This window comes from Candidatus Accumulibacter propinquus (assembly GCF_056856495.1).
The window spans coordinates 490701-513235 of record NZ_JBSEHC010000001.1 but is presented as its reverse complement, the minus strand read 5'-3'; the positions used below and the strand labels follow the sequence as shown (position 1 = coordinate 513235).

Genomic DNA, 22535 nt, shown 5'->3' with positions numbered 1-22535 from the left:
CGCAGCCTGCGGCCAGGGTGCCGACGGCCGGATCGGGATCAACCCGATGGTCGCCCCCTTTCCGGCCTATAATCCTCGACTTTTTCGGGTCCGACCATGTGGTTCAAGAATCTTCATCTCTACCGCCTGCCCAGGAACTGGGCGACCGACACCGCCCGGCTTGAAGAGCAACTCGCCAAACTGACCCTGCAAGGATGTCATGCCACCGATCCGAAGAGTATCGGCTGGGTGCCGCCACGTGCCGGCGGTACACTGATTCACAGCGTCAATCAGCAGTGGCTGCTCGCCCTCGGCGTCGAAGAGAAGCTCCTGCCGGCGTCGATCGTCAAGCGTTTCGCCAGTGACAAGGCGAAGGAGATCGAAGAAGCCGAAGGCCGCCGCATCGGGCGCCGCGAGATGCGCGAGATCCAGGAGGCGATGACCCTCGAACTGCTGCCGCGCGCCTTCATCCGCAGCCGCAGCACCTTCGGCTGGATTGACCCGATCAACGGCTGGCTGGTGATCGATTCCGCCTCGCCGGCAAAGGCCGAGGAATTTCTCGAACAATTGCAGAAGTCGGTAGACGGATTGCCGGCCAAGGTGCTCAAGGTCATTCAATCGCCCTCGGCAGCGATGACCGGCTGGGTGGCCAGCGGCGAAGCGCCGGCCGGCTTCACTCTCGATCAGGACCTGGAACTGCGCTCCACGGAAAAGGCGACCGTGCGCTACGTCAATCACACGCTCGATGGCGAGGAGATCCGCCAGCACATCGCCACCGGCAAGATCGTCACGCGCCTGGCCATGACCTGGAACGACCGCATTTCCTTTGTCCTCAACGACCTTCTGCAGATCAAGCGCCTCGCCTTCCTGGACATTCTCAAGGAGCAGGCGGACGGCCAGGGGGAGAACGAAGACGAGCGCTTCGATATCGACTTCACGCTGATGAGCGGAGAAGTGGCGCAGTTGCTCGGCGACCTGCTGGCCGCGCTCGGTGGCGAGCCGGTGGCCGCGAATTAGGCTGAGACAGAGGCTGAGACAGACCGCCGCCGCGCGGAGGGGCAAGGGCTGACCGCGTCCCTGGCGGACTGGCGGTCAGCGTAGCGCATCGAACGATCCAGCATTCCGCGTTTGAGCACCCGCTTGAACCTGCTCGCGTGCCGGGCAATCAGCCGCTTTCAGCGGCGGCCGCCTTCCAGTGCCGCGATGCGCTCTTCGATCGGCGGATGGCTGGAAAACAGGGCCATCCAGCCCGGCCGGCCATTGATGCCGGCGGTCGCCACATTCTGCGGCAGTTCGCCGGCTTCCATGCCGCCGAGGCGACGTAGCGCGTCCACCATCGGCCGCGGCGTGCCCAGGAGCTTCGCGGCTCCGGCATCGGCGCGAAACTCGCGACTGCGCGAGAAGTACATGACGATGATGCTGGCCAGGATGCCGAACACGATGTCGCACACCACCACCGTGATCGTGTAGCCGATGCCCGGCCCCGAAGACTCGGCATCTCCCTTGCGCAGCGCCGAATCCACCAGCCAGCCGACGACGCGGGCGATGAACACGACAAAGGTGTTCACCACCCCCTGGATCAGCGTCAGCGTCACCATGTCGCCATTGGCGATGTGCGCCACCTCGTGGGCGATCACCGCCTCCGCCTCGGCGCGCGTCATGTTCTGCAGCAGGCCGGTAGAGACGGCGACCAGCGAACGATTGCGGGTGGCGCCAGTCGCGAAGGCATTCGGCTCGCCCTCGTAGATCGCCACCTCGGGCATCGGCAGACCCGCCTGTTCGGAGAATCGGCGCACCGTCTCGAACAGCCAGTACTCCGTGGAGTTGCCCGGCGATTCGATCACCTGCGCTCCGGTGCTCCACTTGGCGAGGGTCTTCGACATCCATAGCGAGATGAAGGCACCGCCGAAACCCATGATCAAGGCAAAGAACAGCAACTTGCCGAGGTCAAGCCCGGCGCCGGAGAAGAACCTGTGAGCGCCGGTCAGGGTGGTGACGAGACCCAGCACCAGCATGATCGCCAGGTTGGTACCGATGAACAGGAGCGTCCTTTTCATGCTGCGTCCCCGGTCAGGGCCGCTCCGTCATGTTCTGGCTTCCCGGCGATCGCCACGCCCCTGGACCGGGTTCCACGCGGGCTTTCGTGGCGATGTTCGCGCAGTCGTGCCAACAGGCGCGCCAGCGTCCGTCCCGAACGGTCGGCCGCCCGGTCGATGGCAACATAAAGGTCGGGCTCGGTATCCTCGATCAGCAGGTCGGGAGCCCCGGCAACCGTCACCTGGATACGGCAGCGCTTGTCTTCCCCGCCGCGCGGACCATTGACATCGGTAAGACGGATCGAAACCTTGCGCACGTACTGACTGGCCCGATCAAGCGCGAAATGGATGCGCCTCTCGACGTGCTCGCGCAAACCGGCGGAGAGATCGAAACCTGCGGCCTGGATGATGATGTGCATGGAGGAACTCCTGGTGGGTTGGCAACGGGGAAAACTGTAGCGCACGGCAACCAATCCAACAAATCGAATATAATTGATCAACAGATCGATATTCTGGATGTATTTATAGACATGGCCGCACTCAACTACAAACACCTGCGCTACTTCTGGGTAGTCGCCAAATCCGGCGCCATTGCACGTGCCGGCGAACAGTTGCATCTCACGCCACAGTCGATCAGCGGCCAGATTCGCGAACTCGAGGAAGCCCTCGGGGTGGCCCTGTTCCGCCGCGTCGGGCGTGGCCTGGAACTCACGGACAGTGGCCGACGCATCCTCGGCTACGCCGAAGAGATCTTTGCGCTCGGCGACGAACTGCTCGACGCCGTGCGCGACCAGACAGCAACGAAGAGCCTGCCGTTCGCGGTCGGCATTGCCGACTCGGTGCCCAAATCGGTGGCCCACCGACTGGTGGAGCCCGCGTTGCACCTGCCGGAGCCGGTGCGTCTGATCTGTCGCGAGGGCCGCCTGACCGCCCTGCTGGCGGAACTGGCCATCCATCGGCTGGACATGGTGATCGCCGACCGCCCGATGCCCGCGAATCTCAACGTGCGCGGCTACAACCATCTGCTTGGCGAGAGCACGCTGACGGTTTTCGGCGCCGCCGCGCTGGTCGAGACGCTGCGACCGAGCGACAGCTTCCCGGCCATGCTCGACGGCGCTCCGTTTCTGATGCCGGGCGAAGACGTCGCCATTCGGCCCCGCCTCGAACACTGGTTCGAAGCTCAGCGCCTGCATCCGCGGATCATCGGTGAGTTCGACGACAGCGCGCTGCTCAAGGCCTTCGGACAGGCAGGCGACGGCCTCTTCGTCGCTCCGACGGCAATCGCCGCCTACGTTTGCGAACAGTATCGCGTCACTTCCCTGGGGCGCATTGATTCGATCGCCGAACAACTCTTCGCGATTACCACCGAGCGTCGGCTGACACACCCGGCGATCGTCGCCATCAGCCAGGTGGCGCGCAACGAGGTTTTCGGCGACGCGGCGCGCAGCCCGCGCGCCGACGACGGCGCCCATCACCGGGAGCCGACAGTCGCGGCCCGCAACGGGCACGCCGCCGGCCCAGCCAGACCGCGCAGGAAGCCCCTTCCGTAACCCAGCCGCGCCGCTCACGCGCGACAAAGCCGAAGGAATCCCCCGGATGCGCTGCCGACATGTTGGCCCAACGCTTGCCTGACGGAGAACGGCCGAGAACGGTGAAACATCAGTTTTCCACGAAGTATTAGTATCGATAATTCTGATTTTATAACGCTGACAGAGCGTTTATGGTTGCCTTTCCACGACCACTGACCCACAGGAGACAACGATGAAGACCTTCTCACTGCTCACAGCCATTCTGGCTTTCGCCTTCACGCTGGCAATCGGCGACGCCGAGGCCGCCAGCAAGCGCTTTGGTGCCGGCAAGTCGAGCGGCATGCAACGCGAAACCACCGCGGAAAGATCGCTGACCACGACACCTTCGCCTGCAACCGCGACCAGTGCCGCGAAAGCCCCGTCGCCTGCGGCCGCACCGCAAGCCCAGCCCAAGCGTTCGTGGATGGGGCCGCTCGCCGGCCTCGCCGCCGGCCTCGGCCTCGCTGCCCTCGCCTCGCACTTCGGTTTCGGCGAAGAACTCGCTTCGATGCTCATGATCGGGCTGCTGGTGATGGCGGTCGTACTGGTCATCGGCTTCGTCATGCGCCGCCGCGCCGGTGCTCAGCAGCCGGCGACGGCCGAAGCGGGTGGCCTGCAGTACGCGGCAGCCGGCGCCGATGGTAACCCACTGAACCGCGGCGCACATCAACTTGCGCTGCCGGCATCGGGTGCCGCGGCAACGGGCTCCAGCACCGACAGCCATATCCCTGAAGACTTCGACGCCGCCGGCTTCGTGCGCAACGCCAAGCTCAGCTTCATCCGCCTGCAGGCGGCCAACGACCACCGCAACCTGGGCGACATTCGCGAATTCACGACCCCTGAGATGTTTGCCGAGATCAGGATGAACATTGCCGAGCGCGGCGAAGCCGAACAGGAAACCGATGTCGTGACCCTCAACGCCGAAGTGGTGGAGGTCACCGAAGAAACCAACCGCTACGTGGTCAGCGTGCGCTTCAACGGCCTGATCCGCGAGGACAAGGACGCCACCGCCGAGCCGATCGACGAGATCTGGCACATGGTCAAGCCGCGCGATGGCAGCAGCGGCTGGGTCCTGGCCGGCATCCAGCAGATGCAGTAAGCGCCGCGCGAGGCGGCCAGGATGCAGAGACATGTCGAAACCGTTTTCGGCCGCCGGCTATGGCGGTCGAAAATTCGCCAGTGATTTCTGCCTACCACACGAAGTATTTGGCCTATGGGTTGACCCGCCGTTGCCCGCCGGACAGCGTCGAGTAACGAGTCGTCGATCGGGAAAGGTGGGGGGCACGCCGTTGCATCTGGTCAGCGCGTTTGCCGCCCAGGCGGGTCTGGTCCTGGGACAGCGCGCGACGGCCGCGAAGTCGAACGAGAAGACCGCCATTCCCGAAATGTTGGTGACCTTGGCACTGGAAGGTTGCATCGTCACCATTGACGCCATGGGCACGCAGCCCAACATTGCCCAAGCGATTCGCGATCGGGGGGCCAACTATGTTCTGGCGGTCAAGGATAACCAGCCCACCCTGGCCGCGTCGATCGAGGATTTTGTCAGCGCCTTCGAGGCGGCGCCAGGCAAGACGCCTCACCAGTTTCATGAAGTCGTCCAGAAGGATCATGGTCGCCTGGAAGTCCGGCGCTGCCATGTCTTCGACCCGCTGGACTGCCTGCACGCCCCCGAGCGCTGGCCAGACCTGAAGTCGTTCGCGATGGTGACGAGCGAGCGGACGATCAAGGGACAAACCTCCGTTGATCGCCGTTTCTACGTGAGCAGCCTGGTCCCCGATGCGCAACGCATGAATGAGGCCGTCCGCAGGCACTGGCGCGTCGAGAACAGCCTGCATTGGTGCATGGATGTCGTTTTCGGCGACGACCAGATGCGCGCTCGCACCGATCATGCCGCTCAGAATTTCGCCGTCTTGCGCCAGTTCGTCTTGAATCTCCTGCGCCTTGCTCCGGTAAAACGAAAGGGCGGCCTCAAGGTTCAGCGACTGATCGCCGCCTCTTCGGACGCCTTCCGCACCCAACTCCTGGGTCTTGTATAAGATTCATGCGATTGCCCTGTGGCTCGCCTAGTGAGCCCTGATGCGGTTAAACTTGCCCTGTCATTTGAAAATATCGCTCCCACGGCAAGAGAGAATAGCAATAGCCTATCGTTTTCGAGAGGTTTAATTCCCTCGAATTCGGGAGGATTGGTAGCTTGGGAATGCCCCTTATGAAACATGATTCAGTCACCGGCGTTGAGCCTGAGATTCTTCGTTGGGCCAGGAAATCGGTCGGGCTAACAGTTACCGATGTTGCCGACATGCTCAAGCGACATCCGGAAGAGATCGAGGCATGGGAGGACGGCAGGGCTGCGCCGACCTATCCGCAACTGGAAAAGTTGGCGTATCAAATATACAAGCGCCCACTGGCGATCTTTTTTCTGCCCTCGCCGCCGGAAGAATCCCTTCCGCAGCGGGAGTTCCGCACCCTGCCTGAAGCGGATATGCAAACCCTCGCGCGCGATACCTACCTGCACATCCGCCGCGCCCACGCCTACCAGATTGGATTGCAGGAGTTGTTCGACGGACACAACCCCGCCGAGCGCCCTATCTGGAAAGCCATCACGCTTTCGCAATCGCAAGAGGTCGCATTGCAAGCAGCAGCCATTCGCGATTACCTGGGCATCTTGCTCGATCAGCAGACGGCCTGGAAAAGCGACGAGCGGGCGCTGGAAGCGTGGCGCAAAACGATTGAAGGATGCGGCGTCTTCATCTTCAAGGCCGCTTTCAAGCAGAAGGACATCTCCGGCTTCTGCCTGATGGACGAGCATCTGCCGGTCATCTATCCACGCGTCTTCAAAAGCGTCTGGGACGGCCTGGGCGAGCTTGTCGCACGGAATGATCTGAATTCCGAAGGCCAGCAGACCTAGACCGAGATGGTCTATCAGTACCTCACCGGTCCGTGCTTCCGTCAGCGCGTCGAAGCCATCGTCGAGGCATTTCCGTCCATGCAGGAAGACCTGGACAAGGAGCGCAATATGATCATGAAACAGTGGGCCAAGCGCGAGGAGCAGATCGAGCGCGTGATGGGGGCGACGGTGGGGGACGTATGGCGACTTGCAGGGGATAGCGGGGAAGTCGTTACAGGAGATTGAGGGGCTGGACTTGCTTGCCCTGAGTCACGAAGGGGATATGAATGCTAACTAAACTGACCATCAAAAACTTTAAACGGTTTGACGAGGCCGAGGTTGATCTAGGCAAGTCTGTTGTGCTCATCGGCCCAAACAACTCCGGGAAGACAACCGCGCTTCAGGCACTAGCCCTCTGGGAGCTTGGATTGCGTCGATGGACTGAAAAGCGTCAAGGGAAGTCAACGGCACTCCAGCGGCAAGGTGTGGCAATCAACCGGCGCGATTTGGTAGCACTTCCTGTTCCCGTCGCCAATCTTCTCTGGCGCGACCTGCATGTCCGCAACGCGGAACGGCAAGAAGGAAAACCCAAAACGCAAAACGTTCGTGTGGACATCATGGTCGAGGGAATTACCGATGATCAGGCATGGTCTTGCGGGCTTGAGTTCGACTATGCCAACGAAGAGTCGTTTTATTGCCGCCCACTCAGACTTGACGAGAATAAGCAGCCTGCACGGATGGGCATCCCGGAGCACGCGACCAAAGCCAAGGTGGCGTTATTGCCTCCCATGTCCGGGCTGACGGATCGTGAATTCATCAAGCAGCCGGGGGAAATTGGTGTACTGATCGGGCAAGGCCAAACGGCACAGGTTCTCCGCAACCTGTGTTACCGAGTATGTTGGCCAGACGATAAAGTGGCAAAACCATCTGCGGACTGGATTGCGCTGACAGGGCAGTTATCTCGCCTGTTTGGAGTGAAACTGCTTAACCCGAAGTTTGTTGCCGAGCGCAGCGAAATTGTGATGGAGTATGAGGAAAAGTCCGGCACCCGGCTCGATCTCTCGTCGTCCGGACGGGGCTTGCAGCAAACCTTGCTGATTCTTGCTCACCTATATGCCAATCCTCGCACGGTGCTGTTGCTGGATGAACCGGATGCGCATCTTGAGGTACTCCGCCAACGCCAGACTTACCAATTGATCAACGATATTGCCGAGGAAAAGGGCTCGCAAATCGTTGCGGCAAGCCATTCCGAAGTCGTGCTGGCCGAAGCGGCGAATCGCGGCATGGTGGTAGCCTTTGTCGGCAAGCCGCATCTACTGAACGACCGTGGCAGCCAAGTGATGAAGGCCCTGACTGATATGGGCTGGGATCAATACTATCAGGCTGAGGAAACGGGCTGGGTGTTGTATGTCGAAGACTCGACCGATCTGGCCATTCTCAAGGCATTCGCCAGAATCCTGGCGCACCCGGCCCAAGCATTGCTGGAAATGCCGTTTGTTCATTATGTTTCAACAAACTTGCCGCAAAAATCTCGTGACCACTTCAACGGTTTGCGTGAAGCCAAGAGCGATCTGGTGGGTATTGCCCTGTTTGACCGCCTCGAACGTGCGCTTCAACCCAACGAAAACCTGAACGAGATCATGTGGGCCAGGCGAGAGATCGAAAACTATCTATGCACTCCCGAGGTTTTGCGTGCGTGGGCCGTCCATGATGTGGCAGACGACTTGTTTGGAATTGCCGAACGAGGCAAACGTCAGCAGGTAATGGAAAAGGCCATTGTCGAGGTTACGCACCTATTGGAGATCGACGAAAAATCGCCTTGGTCACCCGATGTAAAAGCCACTGACGAAGTTCTTGATCGGATTTTCAGGATATTTTTCAAGGAAATGGGACTGCCCTTGACGTTCCGCAAGCGCGATTACCATTTGCTTGCCAGTTTCTTGTCGAGACAACGGATCGAGCCCGAAATCATCGAAAAGCTGGATGCCATCGTGGCGACCGCCGCGCGCGCCAAACCGCGAGGAAATAACTCGTGAATGAGATTGTTGTCGCCATAATAACGAGGCTGCTGGCGTGAAAAAGCAGAAGCTCGAACTCACCTGGATCGGCAAGGAAAACCGGCCGAAGCTGGAGCCGCGCATCCTGCTGGAAGACCCTGCCCGTAGTTACCACGCCAAGCATCGTTTCGCCAGTGCCGACTTGTTCGACAACCGACTGATCTTCGGTGACAATTTACTGGCGCTGAAGGCGCTGGAGGGGGAGTTTTCCGGCAAGGTGAAATGTGTCTTCATCGATCCGCCCTACAACACCGGCAGTGCCTTCACGCATTACGACGACGGCGTGGAACATTCGATCTGGCTGTCGCTGATGCGCGACCGGCTGGAGATCATCCGGCGGCTGCTGTCCGACGACGGTTCGTTGTGGATCACCATCGACGACAACGAGGCGCATTACCTGAAGGTGTTGTGCGATGAGGTGTTTGGACGAGCAAATTTTGTATGCAATGCCATTTGGGAAAAGGCAGACTCCCCACGAAACTCGGCTCGACAATTCTCAACTGATCATGACCACTTGCTGGTTTATTCAAAGTCTCCTGATTGGATTCCGAGGAAGCTGGCGCGAACAGATGAAGCAAACTCAATTTACGCAAATCCGGATAACGATCCTCGCGGGCCTTGGTTACCAGGTGACCCTTATGCCAACAAGCCTTACTCAAAAGGGAAATACACCATAACAGGGCCTACCGGCCGCGAGTTTTCACCACCAGCAGGCCGCTATTGGCGAATTTCGGAGGAGAAGCTCTCGGAACTCGACCACGACGGGCGAATCTGGTGGGGTCCTACGGGAGGTGCAAGGCCAAGCCTAAAGCGTTACCTGTCGGAGGTTGGCGACTTAGTTCCTCGAACTCTTTGGTCGAAAGATGAGGTAGGAAGTAATCGCACATCGAAGAATGAGATGCGCGCCCTAAGCGCTTCCTGATAAATATTTCGAGTTAAGCCAGTATGCCTGCATACTGTCCGCTCCAACCTCCCGAATGCCTCGCCATGTCCCGCAGAGCCAAAACGTTGACCCTCACAGCACAAGAGCGCCAGCAACTGACGCAGGTAGAGGAGCGAGGCAGTGACTGGCGCGAACGCCGGCGAGCCCGGACCGTACTTCTCCTGGCTGAAGGAGGGTCCCTTGACGGAGTGGCGAAACAGCAGAAGCTCCACAAGGAAACCGTAGCCAACCACAGGGATGCCTGGCTGGCCAGGGGGTTCATCGGGCTGCGCGACCTGCCGCGCAGTGGTGCCCCTCGCAAACTATCGGAAACGTATCAGCAGGTACTCTGCGCCTGGGCGACGGCTGATGCCTGTACGGCCCCCCAGTTGAGGGACCGCCTGTCAGAGGAACATGGCGTACAGGTTTCGGTGGGAGTGGTTCAGGCGGCCTTGAAAGAGAAGAACTATGTCTGGAAAAGGACCCGGCACAGTCTAAAAAAAACGGGATGAGGCGAAATTTCGAGCAGCCCAGGTAGAAATAGATGAATTGCTTGAAAAAACAAAGCTTGGCGAACTCACGTTATCGTATATGGATGAAGCCGGCTTTGTGCAGACCCAGCCCAATCGGAGCGCCTGGACCGAGACAGGAGAGGTGCACCGCATCACGGCCGCGCGGGGAAAGCGTCTGAATGTGATGGCCGCGTTGATCTCGACGGGTGAATTGTTCACGGCCAAGTTCTGGGAGACAACGACCGCAGCTCTTTTTGGCGGCTTCCTCGGTCTCCTCCTGGAAAGCGTCGGCAGACCCCTGACGGTGATTCTGGACAATGCTTCCATCCACAAGGCGAAGGAAATCCAGCCCCTGTTGGCCCTGCTGAAAGAGAAGGGCCTCACGCTTTACTTCCTGCCACCCTACAGTCCGGAACTGAACCGCGTCGAGAAGCTCTGGCACAAAATGAAGTACGAGTGGATGGCCTTCAAAGCACGGAACTCTGCCGGGCTTGAGGCTGACGTCGACAAAATTCTGGACGGTTTCGGCTCTCATTATCGAATGACTTTTTGCTAGGCGCTTATTTCCAGGCGATGAATCGTTTGGCACTCCCAAGCCTGAGCGTCTTCTTAAGCGCGTAATAGAGATCGCCACCAAGCCTGGCGACCTCGTCCTCGACTCCTTCGCCGGCTCCGGCACCACCGGCGCCGTCGCCCACAAGATGGGCCGCCGCTGGATCATGGTCGAGCTCGGCGAGCATTGCCACACCCACATCATTCCACGCCTGAAGAAAGTCATTGACGGCGATGACCCCGGTGGCGTTACCAAGGCCGTTGACTGGAAAGGCGGCGGCGGCTTCCGCTACTACCGCCTGGCGCCCTCGCTGCTGGAAAAGGACAAGTGGGGCAACTGGGTCATCAACCACGACTACAACGCCGCCATGCTGGCCGAGGCGCTGTGCAAGCTCGAGGGCTTCAGCTATGCACCTTCGGACGCGGTGTATTGGCAGCACGGCCATTCCACCGAGCGCGACTTCGTCTATGTCACCACCGCCAGCCTGACCCACGAGCAGTTGCAGCAGATCTCCGACGAAGTGGGGCCGGATCGCTCGTTGCTGGTCCTGTGCACCGCCTTCCGCGCCAGGGCGGATGCCTACCCCAACCTGACGGTGAAGAAGATTCCCAGGCAGGTGCTGTCGCGCTGCGAATGGGGCCATGACGACTATTCCTTGCAGGTGGAGAACCTCCCCAAGGAGCCGTCCAAGCCGGGACAACAGTTGCTTTTTGGCGAGGAGGCTTGACTCGTGGCTACCCCGAAGCGAACCAAGGACACGCCCAGCGCCGTGGCAAGGAACGATGCGGGCACGGCCGAGTTGCTCGCGGCGATTCGCGACATTTGGGAATCGGCGCGCTTGCAGGCAGCACGATCCGTCAATTCGGCGTTGGTGCAGGCCAACTGGCTGATCGGCCGGCAGGTCGTCGAGGCCGAACAGAGGGGAAAATCGCGCGCGGCCTACAGCAGCCGGTTGCTGAAAACCTTGTCCGAAACCTTGGAGAAGGACTATGGCAACGGTTTTTCCGTCAGTTCGTTGCAATATATGCGGGCCTTTTACCTTGGCTATCCGGCATTGCTGGACATTCAACACGCGGCGGGTGTTGGATCGGAAGTACAACACGCGGTGCGTGTTGAATCGGCAGAAGGAAGCCCTGAGGCGAAAAGTCACGCACTGCGTGACCTCCCCTTACTGACTACCGAGGCTGACTGGCAGCCGGGCCGCCTGCATGCCTTGCCCGAGTCGCATCGTCTCGTCGAATCCCGCGTCGAGGAAGCGCTGATTTCACGCTTGCAGGACTTCCTGCTGGAGCTGGGCAGCGGCTTCGCCTTTATCGGCCGGCAGGTGCGGCTGACGCTGGACGGCGACCATTTTTACCCCGACCTGGTCTTCTACCACGCGAAACTGAAGTGCTACGTGGTGATCGACCTCAAGGTCGAAAAGCTGACCCACGGCGACTTGGGTCAAATGCAGATGTACGTCAACTATTACGACCGCGAGATCGCCGAGTCAGGGGATCAGCCGACCATCGGATTGATTCTCTGCGCGGACAAGAACGAGGCGATGGTGCGTTACGTGCTGGACGAAAAGGCAAAACAGATCTTTGCCAGCCGCTACCAGTTCCAATTGCCCAGCGAAGACGTATTGCGCGCTGAAATCAAACGCGAGATGGAAGAACTCGATTCCGGGAGCGCGCAGTCATGAACCGCTACGTCAACGCCATCGCTGGCCGCCTCAGTCTGCGACATCCGCAGCGTCGCTCGCTGGAAATCCTCGACCGTATCACCGAGATTGCCCCGCCCGGCAAGGGGGCGGATATCCCGGCAATGCTGGAAGCGATCCGCTGCGAGTTCCCCTCGGTGACGGATTTCGAGCGTGACTTTCCCTCGCTGTGCTTCGCGCTCGCCACCGGCGTGGGCAAGACGCGGCTGATGGGCGCTTTCATCAGCTACCTGCACCTGGCGCACGGTATCGACAACTTTTTCGTGCTGGCGCCGAACCTGACCATCTACAACAAGCTGATCGCCGACTTCAGCGACCGCAATCACCCCAAGTACGTTTTCCGCGGCATCGCCGAATTCGCTGTAAACGCGCCCTCGATCATCACCGGCGACAACTACGACCAGCACGACCCGCGCAGCGGCACGCTCTTCGGCGATGTGCGGATCAACATCTTCAACATTTCCAAGATCAATTCCGAAGTGCGCGGCGGCAAGTCGCCGCGCATCAAACGGCTGTCGGAATACATCGGCGAGAGCTACTTCGACTATCTGGCCGGCTTGCCCGATCTGGTGATGTTGATGGACGAATCGCATCGCTACCGCGCCAGCGCCGGGATTCGCGCCATCAACGAACTGAGGCCGATCCTCGGACTGGAGCTGACCGCCACGCCGTTTGTCGAGACGCCGCGTGGCGCGCTGGCCTTCAAGAACGTGATCGTTGACTACCCGCTTGGGCAGGCGATGAAGGACGGCTTCGTCAAGGAACCGGCCGTCGTGACGCGCAAGAACTTCAACCCGGCCGGCATGTCGGCGGAAGAGATCGAGCGCCTGAAGCTGGAAGACGGCGTGCGCCTGCACGAAAGCGTGAAGGTGGAACTGGAGACTTACGCCCGCGAGAGCGAGAAGCCCATCGTCAAACCTTTCCTGCTGGTGATTGCCCGCGATACCACCCATGCTGGGCAACTTTCCGAGCTGATCAAGTCCGAGAGCTTCTTCGAGGGACGCTACCGCGACAAGGTCATCCAGGTGGATTCGAGCAAGACCGGCGCGGAAGAAGAGGAGATGATCGGCCGCCTGCTCAAGGTGGAACATACCGACGAGCCGACGGAGATCGTGATTCACGTCAACATGCTCAAGGAAGGCTGGGACGTCACCAATCTCTACACCATAGTGCCGCTGCGGGCGGCCAACGCCCGCATCCTCATCGAGCAATCCATCGGGCGTGGCCTGCGCCTGCCCTATGGCAAGCGTACTGGAGTGACTGCCGTGGATCGGCTGAACATCGTCGCCCATGACAAGTTTCAGGAGATCATCGCCGAGGCCAACAAGCCGGACTCGGCGATCCACCTGCAGACCCTGGTGCTGGATGCGGATGCGCTCGGGCAGAAAACAACCACGGTGGTGTCGCAATCGCAACTGGCGACCCAGCTAGGTTTGAAGCCTGCCCACGCGACGAGCAGCACGACGATGGCGGGGCAGGATCAGGCGCCTGTCTTCACCAGGCCGGAGGAGCAGAAGATCGCGCAGATCACTTATGAAGTCATCCGCAGACTGGAAAACCAGCCGCAGACATTGCCCACCATCGAATACCTGAAGAAGCCGGATATCCAGGCCGCCATCGTCAAGGCGGTCGAGGAACAGCACCAGCCGACTCAACTGGAACTGGACGGGGTGACGGAGAAGCCGGACTTCGCCGCCGTGGTGGCGAAAACCGTCGTGTTGGTCACGCAACAGACCATCGACATTCCGCGTATTCTGGTGGTGCCCAAGGGTGAAGTGAAATCCGGCTTCAAACCTTTCACACTCGAGCTCTCCACGCTCAAATACCCGGCGGTATCCGACGAGCTCTGGATTCAGCACCTGCGCACCAATCATCTGGAAGTGGTGTCGCTAGGCCACGGTGGCATCGAGGAAGCACGGCTGGAAGACTACGTGGTCAGCGGCCTGGTCGATTTCGATGATATTTCCTACGACGAACACGCCGATCTGCTCTACGACCTGGCCACCCAGACCGTGCAGCACTTCAAGACTTACCTGTCCGAGGAGGACACCCGCAAGGTACTACGTTGCTATCAGCGGGACATCGCGCGATTCATCCACGCCCAGATGCAGGCGCATTACTGGGAGGACGTGGCCGGCTACGAGGTGAGAATCAGCAAGGGCTACACCGAACTGAAGCAAAGCGCCTACTCACATTCAGTACAGGAACCGACTGCCAACTACCGAGTGGAGCCGGCCGACAAGAGCAACATGGCCAGGTACCTGTTCGGCGGCTTCCAGAAGTGTCTGTATCCGGTGCAGAAGTTCGATTCCGACTCGGAACGCAAGCTGGCGGTGATTCTGGAGCGCGATTCACTCAAGTGGTTCAAGCCTGCCAAGGGCCAGTTCCAGATTTTCTACCAGAACGGCGCGGATCATCCGGAATACCAGCCGGACTTCGTTGCCGAAACTGCTGCAACGATCTACATGCTGGAACCCAAGAAGCGCACGGAGCTTGAAGACCCGGTTGTCGTCGCCAAGAAGGAAGCCGCCGTGAAGTGGTGCGCGAATGCCTCAGACCATGCGGCAAGTTATGGCGGCAAGCCTTGGTGTTACGTGCTGATTCCGCATGACGCGATCGCAGAGAACATTACGCTTGAGGGGTTTGCGGCACGGTTTGCTTGAGTTTGTTCCCGTAAAGAGGGTAATGTCCTCATGGAGCCGGGAGCGGTGAGACACCTGCGCCATGCCGACAAGGGCCAGCCCGCCTGCCCGGTCACCGCTCCAACGAAAAGAGAAGCGCGGCACGCCCCGCTTCACCGGGACTCCTCCGCCTTCGCCGCCGGTGAGGAATCCGTTGGCGGCCGTTCGGCTTCGTCGCTCTCCTTCATGATCTGATCGATCTTCTCCTGCAGCGGATCGCCCTGAGCTTGTGGGGGCGATGCGACCGGCGCAGGCGTTGCCGGTTCCTGGGGAGGTTCCTGTTTTCGGGTGGGTTTGACGATCCGCTGTGGCCTGGCTTCGGCGGCGGGTTCCTGTGAAAAGAGGCTCCGGAACCAGTTCCTGACGCGTGCCCAGAGGCCACTCTCCTCCGGCGCCGCGAAGCGGGCACGCGGGTCGATGAGGCGGGCGCGCAAGGCACTCCCGAAAAAGTCGCCGACTACCGGCAGGGCGCTGTGTGCCCCCTGCCCCCAGTAGTCGCTGCGCAGCGTGACGCGGCTGTCGTTGAAACCGACCCATGCCCCGCCCACCAACTGCCGGTGCATCAGGATGAACCAGCCGTCGGCATTGTCCTGCGTCGTGCCGGTCTTGCCGGCGACGTCGGCGCGGATGCCGTAGCGGCCGCGGATATCCCTGCCGGTGCCGCGGTTGATGACCCCGCGCAGGCTGTCGAGCAGCGTGTAGGCGACGTCGCGCTCGAGCGCGACGTCGGGGGCTGGCGGGCCGAATTCTTCGATGACCCGGCCGTCGCGGTCTTCGATGCGGCTGACCAGCAGCGGCTCAAGGTAGCCGCCGCCGTTTGCGATCGTGCCGTAGGCGGCAACCATTTCCTTGAGAGTGACGGGGCTGGTGCCCAGGGCGAGCGATGGCACGGCTTCGAGCTTGCTCTGGCGCACGCCCATGTGGCGAGCGAGTTTGGCCACTTTGGCGGGGCCGACTTGCTGGATGAGTTGCGCGGTGATGGTGTTCTTCGAATAGGCGAGCCCATCGCTCAGGCGCATGGCCTCGCCGCTTGGCGGCGTGCCATCCGTTGGCCGCCAGACCTCCGCGCCGCCGACGTGGATTTCCACCGCCTGGTCGATCAATCGGTCGTCCGGGCTGGCGCCCTGGCGGAACGCCTCGCCATAAACAAAGGGTTTGAAGGTCGAGCCGGGCTGGCGACGCGCCTGCTCGACATGGTCGAAGGCATCCTGCTCGAAGTCGCGGCTGCCGACCCAGGCCTTGACGTGGCCGTTGCGCGGATCGATGGCCAGAAAACCGATCTGGATCTGCGTCTTTTGCCGCTGCAGCGCGCGCATGAAGGCCTTGTCGGCCGACAATTCCTGCAGAGTCTGCTCAGGTGTCCGGCCCTTGGCGATGGCGGCGGCGTATTCCGGCGATTCGCGGATGAAGGCCTGCACCAGGCTGGAGTCGGTGCTCCACGCCGAGCGTTTTCCCCAGGCCGCGTTGGCGATGTTCTGCAAGCTGTTGCCCTGGCGCGTCACGGCCTGGTTGGCCGTTGCCTGTAGCCGGGAGTCGATGGTGGTGCGTACCACCAGCCCGTCGCCGTAGATGCTGTAACCGTTGCGGTCGGCCCAGGCGATCAGCCACTTGCGCAGATACCTGGCGAAATGCGGGGCCGGCCCCGGGGGTTCCGTTTGCCGCTCGAAGTCGATACGCAAGGGCTTCCTGCTGAGCGCGTCGAATTGCGCCTGAGTCAATTTCTCGCGCCTGACCATCTGTTTCAGCACCGTGTTGCGGCGCTGCAAGGATCGCTCGGGATTGAGCACCGGGTTGTAGTAGCTGTTGCCCTTGAGCATGCCGACCAGCGTGGCGCTTTGCAGTACATCGAGTTGGTCGGCCGAGGTATCGAAATAGGTGCGTGCCGCCATCTCGATGCCGTAGGCGTTGTAGAGGAAGGGCACGGTGTTGAGGTAGGTTTCGAGGATTTCGTCCTTGCTGTGGATGGCCTCGATCTTCAACGCCGTGATCGCCTCCTTGATCTTGCGCGTCAGCGTCTGGTCCCGGCCGATCGCCTCGGGGTAGAGGTTGCGGGCAAGCTGCTGGGTGAGGGTCGAACCCCCCTGGCGATCGCCGCGGAAGGTGTTGAGCGCGGCAGCCGCGGTGCGTCGCCAGTCGAGACCGAAATGGTCGTAGAAGCGGTGATCTTCAGTGGCGATCAGGGCGTTGATGACCTGTGGCGAAATCTCGGAGAGAGCCACCCATTGCCGGTTGGATTGCTTGAACTCGGCCAGTTTCCTGCCATCCGCCGAGACGACCTGAGCCGGTTGCTCCGATGACGCCTTGCGGATGTTGCTGATACTTGGCGTGAAGGGAATCAGGATCAACACATACAGCAGCAACAGCGCAGGCACCGCCAGCAGTGCCCGGATGACCCCCCGCCGGGTGGGATGGCGGCAAGCGTCGAGCGTGCCGGCGAGGCGGCTAGAAAGGCCCGGGGCAATCCGGGTCGCCCGCTGTTTCAGTTCACCGAGCAGGGAACGTATTGAGGCCATGAAGGGTTCGTATCAAGCACGAATGGGCTCGTGCGCAAGCGTTCTTGCCAAGGATTTTTCGGGAGGGAGAAGCAATATTTACAGGACAGTGTATCGGCATGTCCCCCTGCTTCGGGGATTTTCTCACGGCCCATGGGCGCCGAAGAGCCTATAGGCCTCCTGCGCTTCGAAAGCCGGCAATGTCGCGCACCGGACGCGACCAAAACGTAAAGCGAGGTGAGGTGCGATGGGCTGCGGCTGGTTGAGGATCGCAAGGCACAGGACACTGCCCGACTCCATGCGCTGCGCGAAGCCGCCCACATCGGTATGGTCGACACCGACGCTGGCTGCTTTCGCAGCTTCGAGTCGCCCGCCGCGCTCATCCGTGATTTGACCGAGATTGCCGATGAGGTGATCAACGGAAAGCGTTCGGCGAAACGCACGGTGTGAGCGCTTGTGCGCGGCTAGACTGTCCGCCTGACGTCTGCCGCCGATACGACTTCAGCAGAGCTCAATGATCTCAGGGGCTGTGAATTTTTCACTTCTGCGCCACAGTCAGCGCGACTGGATGCTGGCGCCAGCCTGAGCCGGAATATGCGGAATGTATGTTTTGACTAGCTTTTCGGCCTGGATCTACCTTTTTTCAGCGCCTTTCCCCCGATTACCGTGCCATTTGCGGTACTGCGGACGTTCCTGTCCCTGGGCCGACCAGTTCGGGTGCGAGGGTGGCGGCACGCATCACTCTTGATCCGTGCTGAAACCAAAGGCCAATTTCCACAAAGGTTCAAGTTACTTTTGCTTAACGCCTTAGTTGCCTCACGAAAGCCAGCGCTTGCGGCGGCGATAATGCTTGACGTCCCGGAAACTCTTGCGCCCCACCGAGGACAGCCCGAGGTAGAACTCCTTGACGTCTTCGTTGGCCGCCAGATCCCTGGCCGCACCCTCCATCACCACGCGGCCGTTTTCCAGGATGTAGCCAAAGTCCGCGTAGCGCAAGGCCATGTTGGTATTCTGCTCGGCGAGCAGGAAAGTCACGCCTTCTTTCTGGTTCAGATCCTTGACGATGGCAAACACTTCATCGACGATCTGCGGTGCGAGGCCCATCGACGGCTCGTCGAGCAGCACCATGCGCGGACTGGCCATCAGCGCGCGTCCGATGGCGCACATCTGTTGCTCTCCGCCCGAGGTATAGGCCGCCTGACTGCTGCGGCGCGTCTTGAGGCGCGGAAAATACGCATAGACCTTGTCGAGCGTTTCGGCAATCGCCGCCTTGCCATCGCTGCGCGTGTAGGCGCCGGTCAGCAGGTTTTCCTCGATGCTCAGGTGGGCGAAGCAGTGCCGTCCTTCCATGACCTGGATCACACCGCGTTTGACCAGTTGCGCCGGCGTCAGCGCCTCGATGCGCTCGTCGCGCAGTTCGATCGTGCCCTTGGTCACTTCGCCGCGCTCGCCGCGCAGCAGATTGCTGACCGCGCGCAGGGTAGTCGTCTTGCCGGCGCCGTTGCCGCCGAGCAAAGCCACGACCCCCCCCTCGGGAACGCTGAACGAAACCCCCTTGAGGACGAGGATCACGTGGTTGTAGATCACCTCGATGCTGTTTACCCGGAGCAGGATGTTGGGGCTCATGGCGTCTCTTCGCTGGCTGGAAGCCCTCCCGCACGCGGGAGGGCGGTAGAGAAACTCTCCTTCGGGTCTACCCGAAAGCTACTTCTTGCACTCTTCGGGCGTACGCGGCTTGAGCTTTTTCTCCTCGGCATACTTGCTCGATGCCAGCATCACCATTGGGCGAATCACCTTCTCATCGGCCTGATACCAGTCCGAGCTGAACTCCCACTTGCTGCCGTTCCAGGTGTGTACACGCACCCAGGACGACCCCATGTGGTCCAGGCAGGACGTCTGCACCGGCCGCATCACCCCGGCAAAGCCCATGCTGTCGAGCGTCTTCTGGTCGAGGTTGAGGTTTTCCAGCCCCCAGCGAACCTGCTCGCCGGTCATGACCTTGCCCTTGCCAAAGCGTTCCTGCGCCTTGCGCACACCTTCCACGCCGAGCATCGCCGACAGCAAACCGCGCATGTAGAGCACCTGCCCGACCTCGCCCTTCGGGCCCGTACCCTGGCCCTTGGCGTAGACCAGTTCGAGCATGTCCTTGACGACCCTGGAGTTGGGCTCGGCACCATGCTGCAGCGTCAGCGCGCTGTAGCCCTTGGCGCCTTCGGCCACATCCTTGACGTCGGGTTCGGCACCCGCCCACCAGACACCCAGCATCCGGTCACGCGGGTAACCCGTGGACTGGGCTTCGCGCAGCGCGGTCGAGTTCATCACCCCCCACCCCCAGAGCAGGACGTAGTCCGGTTTCTGCTGCCGGATCTGCAGCCAGGTGGCTTTCTGCTCGACGCCGGGATGCGCCACTGGTAGCAACTGCACCTCGAAACCATAGGTCTTGCCCAACTCCTGCAGCACCGGAATGGGTTCCTTGCCGTACGGGCTGTCGTGGTAGACCAGAGCAATCTTCTTGCCCTTCAGCTTGGCGACGCCGCCTTCCTTCTTGGCGATGTGCTGGATGGCGACCTCGGCGCCTACCCAGTAAGTCCCGAGCAGCGGAAAGTTCCAGGTGAAGACGGCACCGTTCTGTGATTCGCTGCGACCGTAACCCGCGGTAATCAGCGGAATCTTGTCGACCGGGGCTTTTTCGGTGAGCGCGAAGGTCACGCCGGTCGACAAGGGCTGGAACACGGTTGCCCCGCCATTCTTGCCTTTCAGGCGCTCGTAGCATTCGACGCCACGGTCGGTCGCGTAGGCCGTCTCACACTCCTCGAAGGAAATCTTGACGCCGTTGATACCGCCCCTGGCATTGACCAGCTTCAGGTAGTCCACGTAACCATTGGCCCATTGCGCGCCATTGGTCGCGTAAGCGCCGGTACGGTAGACCAGGACCGGGAAGAATTGCTCCTTGGCCTGAGCCAGCGCGGCCGGCGCGGTGAACAGCGACGACAGGACGACGGCGGCCGCCGACGCGGTCAGTGCGAGCTTGCGTAGCTTCATCAGTGTCTCCTCTTGTTGTAATCGAAGTGCGGTTGCTGCCCGAAAGCCACGAATGGCCGCGAAACCCAACTCCGGAGCGCCGCTCAATGCGGAAAGGGCCAGAGCCGCAGTTTTTCCTTGCCGGTCGACCACAGGCGCGCAAGGCCATGTGGCTCCTTGATCAGAAAGAAGATGATCAGTCCGCCAAAAATGATCAGTTCGGCGTGTGAAACGCCGGCCGTGGAGATGCTGATCCCGAACACGCTTCCGAGGGCCGGCAGGAACTGATTCAGGGCGATCGGCAGGATGACGATGAAGGCCGCACCGAAGAAGCTGCCCATGATCGATCCCAGGCCGCCGATGATGACCATGAACAGCAACTGGAACGAGCGATCGACCGAGAACGCGGCCGGTTCCCACGACGAAAGGTGGATGAAACCCCAGAGCGCGCCGGCGGTGCCGACGAAGAAGGAACTGACGGCAAAAGCCGAGAGCTTGGCAAACAGCGGCCGGATGCCGATCACCTCGGCGGCGACGTCCATGTCGCGAATGGCCATCCATTGCCGGCCAACGGCGCAGCGCGTCATGTTCTTCGCCAGCAACGCAAATACCGTCACGAAACTCAGGCAGAACAGATACTTGTCGACCGGGGTGACGATCTGCCAGTGCATGATCTGGAGGTTCGAGACCGACACCGATCCCGAGGACGCGTTGTTGGTGAACCAGGGCACACGCAGGAATACCCAGTCGGTAAAAAACTGCGCGGCCAGCGTCGCGACGGCAAGATAAAGCCCACGCACCCGCAAACTGGGGATTCCGAAAAAAATTCCGACCAGCGCCGCGGTGAAACCGCCGAGCAGAAACGAACCCAGCAATGGCATGCCTTCGATGCGGATGTGAAAGTTATAGGCGGCGTATGCGCCAACGGCCATGAAGGCCCCCGCACCGAGCGTGATCTGGCCGCAGAAACCGACCAGGATATTGACGCCCAGGGCCGCCAGGGACAGGATCAGAAAGGGAATCAGGATGGCGCGGAAGAGGTACTCGTCAACCAGCAGCGGTACCCCGATGAACGCCAACAGCAGAAGCCCGAGAATGGCCCAGCGATCCTGAGCGATCGGAAAGATTTGCTGGTCGGCGGCGTAGGAAGTCTTGAACTGACCGTTTTCTCTATATAGCATTGGCCTGCTCCCCGATCAGACGCGGTCGATGATCTTTTCGCCGAACAGCCCTTGCGGTCTGAACAGCAGAAAGAGCAGCGCCAGTTGGTAGGCAAACCAGATTTCGATGCCGCCGCCGATCATCGGGCCAAGATAGACCTCCGACAGCTTTTCTCCGACACCGATGATCAATCCGCCGATGATCGCCCCAGGGATCGACGTCAGGCCGCCGAGGATGACCACCGGCAAGCCCCGCAGCGCCACCGTCGCCAGCGAGAACTGAACGCCGAGCTTGGAACCCCAGATCACGCCGGCCACCAGAGCCACCGCCCCGGCGACGCACCAGACGATCACCCAGATGCGATTGAGCGGGATGCCGATCGACTGCGCGGCCTGATGGTCGTCCGCAACCGCCCGCAGCGCCCGGCCGGTACTGGTCTTCTGGAAGAACAAGGCCAGCAAGCCGACCAGCACGGCGGCGATCAGCGCCGCCACGAAGTCCTCCTTGTTGATCAGCAACCCGCCTTCGAAGGTCCCCTCGAGGATCATCACCGGATCCTTTGGCATGCCGACGTCGATCTTGTAGATGTCGCTGCCGAAGAGGCTGGTGCCCAGGCCTTCGAGAACGTAGGCGATACCCAGGGTCGCCATCAGCAAGGTCGCGCCCTCCTGATTGACCAGATGGCGCAGGACCAGGCGCTCGATCAGCCAGGCCACCGCAAACATCAGCACCGCAGCGGCGAAAAAGGCGAGCACGGTGCCCAGCACCGGATTGTCGATCTCGAGCCAGCCCGGAATCCACACCGCGAAGCGCGCCATGGCCAGGGCCGCGAACAGCACCATCGCTCCCTGCGCAAAGTTGAACACCCCAGAGGCCTTGAAAATCAGCACAAAACCCAGCGCCACCAGGGAGTACAACATCCCGGCCATGAGGCCACCGATCAGCGTTTCGAGAAAGAAACCCATGC

General features: G+C 60.9%; 17 protein-coding genes and 4 pseudogenes. 14 read left to right on the top strand and 7 right to left on the bottom strand.

Translation table 11 applies throughout. The annotated features are described in order from the left end of the window. The first annotated feature begins 96 nt into the window (after nt 1–96). Nucleotides 97–996: a recombination-associated protein RdgC gene (locus AC15MQ_RS02300; RefSeq protein ID WP_483079189.1), complete on the top strand. Its 900-nt coding sequence runs from the start codon at nt 97–99 to the stop codon at nt 994–996. 158 nt (nt 997–1154) lie between these two features. On the opposite strand, the gene htpX is transcribed toward AC15MQ_RS02300, so the two are convergent. Then, on the bottom strand, nt 1155–2036 hold the full coding sequence (gene htpX / locus AC15MQ_RS02295) for a protease HtpX (protein WP_287655420.1): 882 nt from the start codon (nt 2034–2036) through the stop codon (nt 1155–1157). Then, on the bottom strand, nt 2033–2434 hold the full coding sequence (locus tag AC15MQ_RS02290; protein ID WP_287655419.1) for an HPF/RaiA family ribosome-associated protein: 402 nt from the start codon (nt 2432–2434) through the stop codon (nt 2033–2035). Before AC15MQ_RS02290 ends, htpX begins: the two co-directional genes overlap by 4 nt. A 111-nt stretch (nt 2435–2545) precedes the next feature. Here AC15MQ_RS02290 and nhaR point away from each other — a divergent pair, with 111 nt between their 5' ends. The 12 genes and pseudogenes from nhaR to AC15MQ_RS02230 all read left to right on the top strand — a co-directional run bounded on the left by nhaR (nt 2546) and on the right by AC15MQ_RS02230 (nt 14876). Continuing rightward, on the top strand, nt 2546–3565 hold the full coding sequence (gene nhaR, locus AC15MQ_RS02285; protein WP_287655418.1) for a transcriptional activator NhaR: 1020 nt from the start codon (nt 2546–2548) through the stop codon (nt 3563–3565). 211 nt (nt 3566–3776) lie between these two features. Continuing rightward, nucleotides 3777–4682, top strand: coding sequence for a Tim44 domain-containing protein (locus tag AC15MQ_RS02280; protein ID WP_483079188.1), 906 nt, complete (start codon nt 3777–3779; stop codon nt 4680–4682). 100 nt (nt 4683–4782) lie between these two features. Then, nucleotides 4783–5619, top strand: a pseudogene (locus AC15MQ_RS02275) (ISAs1 family transposase); the annotation flags it as partial. A 170-nt stretch (nt 5620–5789) separates the two neighbouring features. Continuing rightward, on the top strand, nt 5790–6488 hold the full coding sequence (locus tag AC15MQ_RS02270; protein ID WP_483079233.1) for a helix-turn-helix domain-containing protein: 699 nt from the start codon (nt 5790–5792) through the stop codon (nt 6486–6488). After that, nucleotides 6468–6765, top strand: a pseudogene (locus tag AC15MQ_RS02265) (DUF2130 domain-containing protein); the annotation flags it as partial. The gene AC15MQ_RS02270 and the pseudogene AC15MQ_RS02265, both read left to right, overlap by 21 nt. Continuing rightward, entirely contained in the window at nt 6755–8503 is a 1749-nt protein-coding gene (locus AC15MQ_RS02260; protein WP_483079187.1) for an AAA family ATPase, read from the top strand. The pseudogene AC15MQ_RS02265 and the gene AC15MQ_RS02260, both read left to right, overlap by 11 nt. Before the next feature lie 37 nt (nt 8504–8540). Further along, nucleotides 8541–9434 (top strand): annotated as a pseudogene (locus AC15MQ_RS02255) (site-specific DNA-methyltransferase); the annotation flags it as partial. A 77-nt stretch (nt 9435–9511) separates the two neighbouring features. Continuing rightward, nucleotides 9512–9958 (top strand): helix-turn-helix domain-containing protein, encoded by a 447-nt coding sequence (locus AC15MQ_RS02250; protein ID WP_483079186.1) that lies wholly within the window; start codon nt 9512–9514, stop codon nt 9956–9958. Nucleotides 9959–9995: 37 nt separating this feature from the next. After that, a complete protein-coding gene (locus AC15MQ_RS02245) occupies nt 9996–10514 on the top strand; it encodes an IS630 family transposase (RefSeq protein ID WP_483079185.1) in 519 nt (172 codons plus the stop codon). A 1-nt stretch (nt 10515) separates the two neighbouring features. Further along, nucleotides 10516–11238, top strand: a pseudogene (locus tag AC15MQ_RS02240) (DNA methyltransferase); the annotation flags it as partial. A gap of 3 nt (nt 11239–11241) precedes the next feature. Then, nucleotides 11242–12195 (top strand): PDDEXK nuclease domain-containing protein, encoded by a 954-nt coding sequence (locus tag AC15MQ_RS02235; protein ID WP_483079184.1) that lies wholly within the window; start codon nt 11242–11244, stop codon nt 12193–12195. After that, entirely contained in the window at nt 12192–14876 is a 2685-nt protein-coding gene (locus tag AC15MQ_RS02230; protein ID WP_483079183.1) for a DEAD/DEAH box helicase, read from the top strand. Before AC15MQ_RS02235 ends, AC15MQ_RS02230 begins: the two co-directional genes overlap by 4 nt. A gap of 131 nt (nt 14877–15007) precedes the next feature. On the opposite strand, the gene AC15MQ_RS02225 is transcribed toward AC15MQ_RS02230, so the two are convergent. Then, nucleotides 15008–17407: a penicillin-binding protein 1A gene (locus tag AC15MQ_RS02225; protein ID WP_483079182.1), complete on the bottom strand. Its 2400-nt coding sequence runs from the start codon at nt 17405–17407 to the stop codon at nt 15008–15010. Nucleotides 17408–17623: 216 nt separating this feature from the next. Between AC15MQ_RS02225 and AC15MQ_RS02220 the strand changes: the two genes are divergently transcribed. Then, complete coding sequence (locus tag AC15MQ_RS02220) at nt 17624–17836, top strand: hypothetical protein (RefSeq protein WP_287654973.1); 213 nt, start codon at nt 17624–17626, stop codon at nt 17834–17836. 366 nt (nt 17837–18202) lie between these two features. Here AC15MQ_RS02220 and AC15MQ_RS02215 read toward each other — a convergent pair whose 3' ends face one another. From AC15MQ_RS02215 to AC15MQ_RS02200, 4 genes are all read right to left on the bottom strand, one after another. After that, nucleotides 18203–19012, bottom strand: a complete 810-nt coding sequence (locus tag AC15MQ_RS02215; RefSeq protein ID WP_287654974.1) for an ABC transporter ATP-binding protein — start codon at nt 19010–19012, stop codon at nt 18203–18205. Nucleotides 19013–19090: 78 nt separating this feature from the next. Next, nucleotides 19091–20428 carry an ABC transporter substrate-binding protein gene (locus AC15MQ_RS02210; protein ID WP_287670828.1) on the bottom strand — a complete coding sequence of 446 codons (1338 nt, stop codon included), beginning with the start codon at nt 20426–20428 and terminating at the stop codon, nt 19091–19093. 83 nt (nt 20429–20511) lie between these two features. Further along, on the bottom strand, nt 20512–21588 hold the full coding sequence (locus AC15MQ_RS02205; RefSeq protein ID WP_287670826.1) for a branched-chain amino acid ABC transporter permease: 1077 nt from the start codon (nt 21586–21588) through the stop codon (nt 20512–20514). A gap of 15 nt (nt 21589–21603) precedes the next feature. Beyond that, nucleotides 21604–22533, bottom strand: coding sequence for a branched-chain amino acid ABC transporter permease (locus tag AC15MQ_RS02200; protein WP_483079181.1), 930 nt, complete (start codon nt 22531–22533; stop codon nt 21604–21606). Nucleotides 22534–22535 lie beyond the last annotated feature (2 nt).

Excerpts from the sequence above, each read along its gene's own strand:
- AC15MQ_RS02250 (WP_483079186.1), top strand. The coding sequence starts at position 9,512 with ATGTCCCGCAGAGCCAAAACGTTGACCCTCACAGCACAAGAGCGCCAG.
- AC15MQ_RS02215 (WP_287654974.1), bottom strand. The coding sequence starts at position 19,012 with ATGAGCCCCAACATCCTGCTCCGGGTAAACAGCATCGAGGTGATCTAC.
- AC15MQ_RS02300 (WP_483079189.1), top strand. The coding sequence starts at position 97 with ATGTGGTTCAAGAATCTTCATCTCTACCGCCTGCCCAGGAACTGGGCG.
- AC15MQ_RS02200 (WP_483079181.1), bottom strand. The coding sequence starts at position 22,533 with ATGGGTTTCTTTCTCGAAACGCTGATCGGTGGCCTCATGGCCGGGATG.
- AC15MQ_RS02260 (WP_483079187.1), top strand. The coding sequence starts at position 6,755 with ATGCTAACTAAACTGACCATCAAAAACTTTAAACGGTTTGACGAGGCC.
- AC15MQ_RS02270 (WP_483079233.1), top strand. The coding sequence starts at position 5,790 with ATGAAACATGATTCAGTCACCGGCGTTGAGCCTGAGATTCTTCGTTGG.
- nhaR (WP_287655418.1), top strand. The coding sequence starts at position 2,546 with ATGGCCGCACTCAACTACAAACACCTGCGCTACTTCTGGGTAGTCGCC.
- AC15MQ_RS02290 (WP_287655419.1), bottom strand. The coding sequence starts at position 2,434 with ATGCACATCATCATCCAGGCCGCAGGTTTCGATCTCTCCGCCGGTTTG.
- AC15MQ_RS02210 (WP_287670828.1), bottom strand. The coding sequence starts at position 20,428 with ATGAAGCTACGCAAGCTCGCACTGACCGCGTCGGCGGCCGCCGTCGTC.
- AC15MQ_RS02225 (WP_483079182.1), bottom strand. The coding sequence starts at position 17,407 with ATGGCCTCAATACGTTCCCTGCTCGGTGAACTGAAACAGCGGGCGACC.
- AC15MQ_RS02205 (WP_287670826.1), bottom strand. The coding sequence starts at position 21,588 with ATGCTATATAGAGAAAACGGTCAGTTCAAGACTTCCTACGCCGCCGAC.
- htpX (WP_287655420.1), bottom strand. The coding sequence starts at position 2,036 with ATGAAAAGGACGCTCCTGTTCATCGGTACCAACCTGGCGATCATGCTG.
- AC15MQ_RS02280 (WP_483079188.1), top strand. The coding sequence starts at position 3,777 with ATGAAGACCTTCTCACTGCTCACAGCCATTCTGGCTTTCGCCTTCACG.
- AC15MQ_RS02230 (WP_483079183.1), top strand. The coding sequence starts at position 12,192 with ATGAACCGCTACGTCAACGCCATCGCTGGCCGCCTCAGTCTGCGACAT.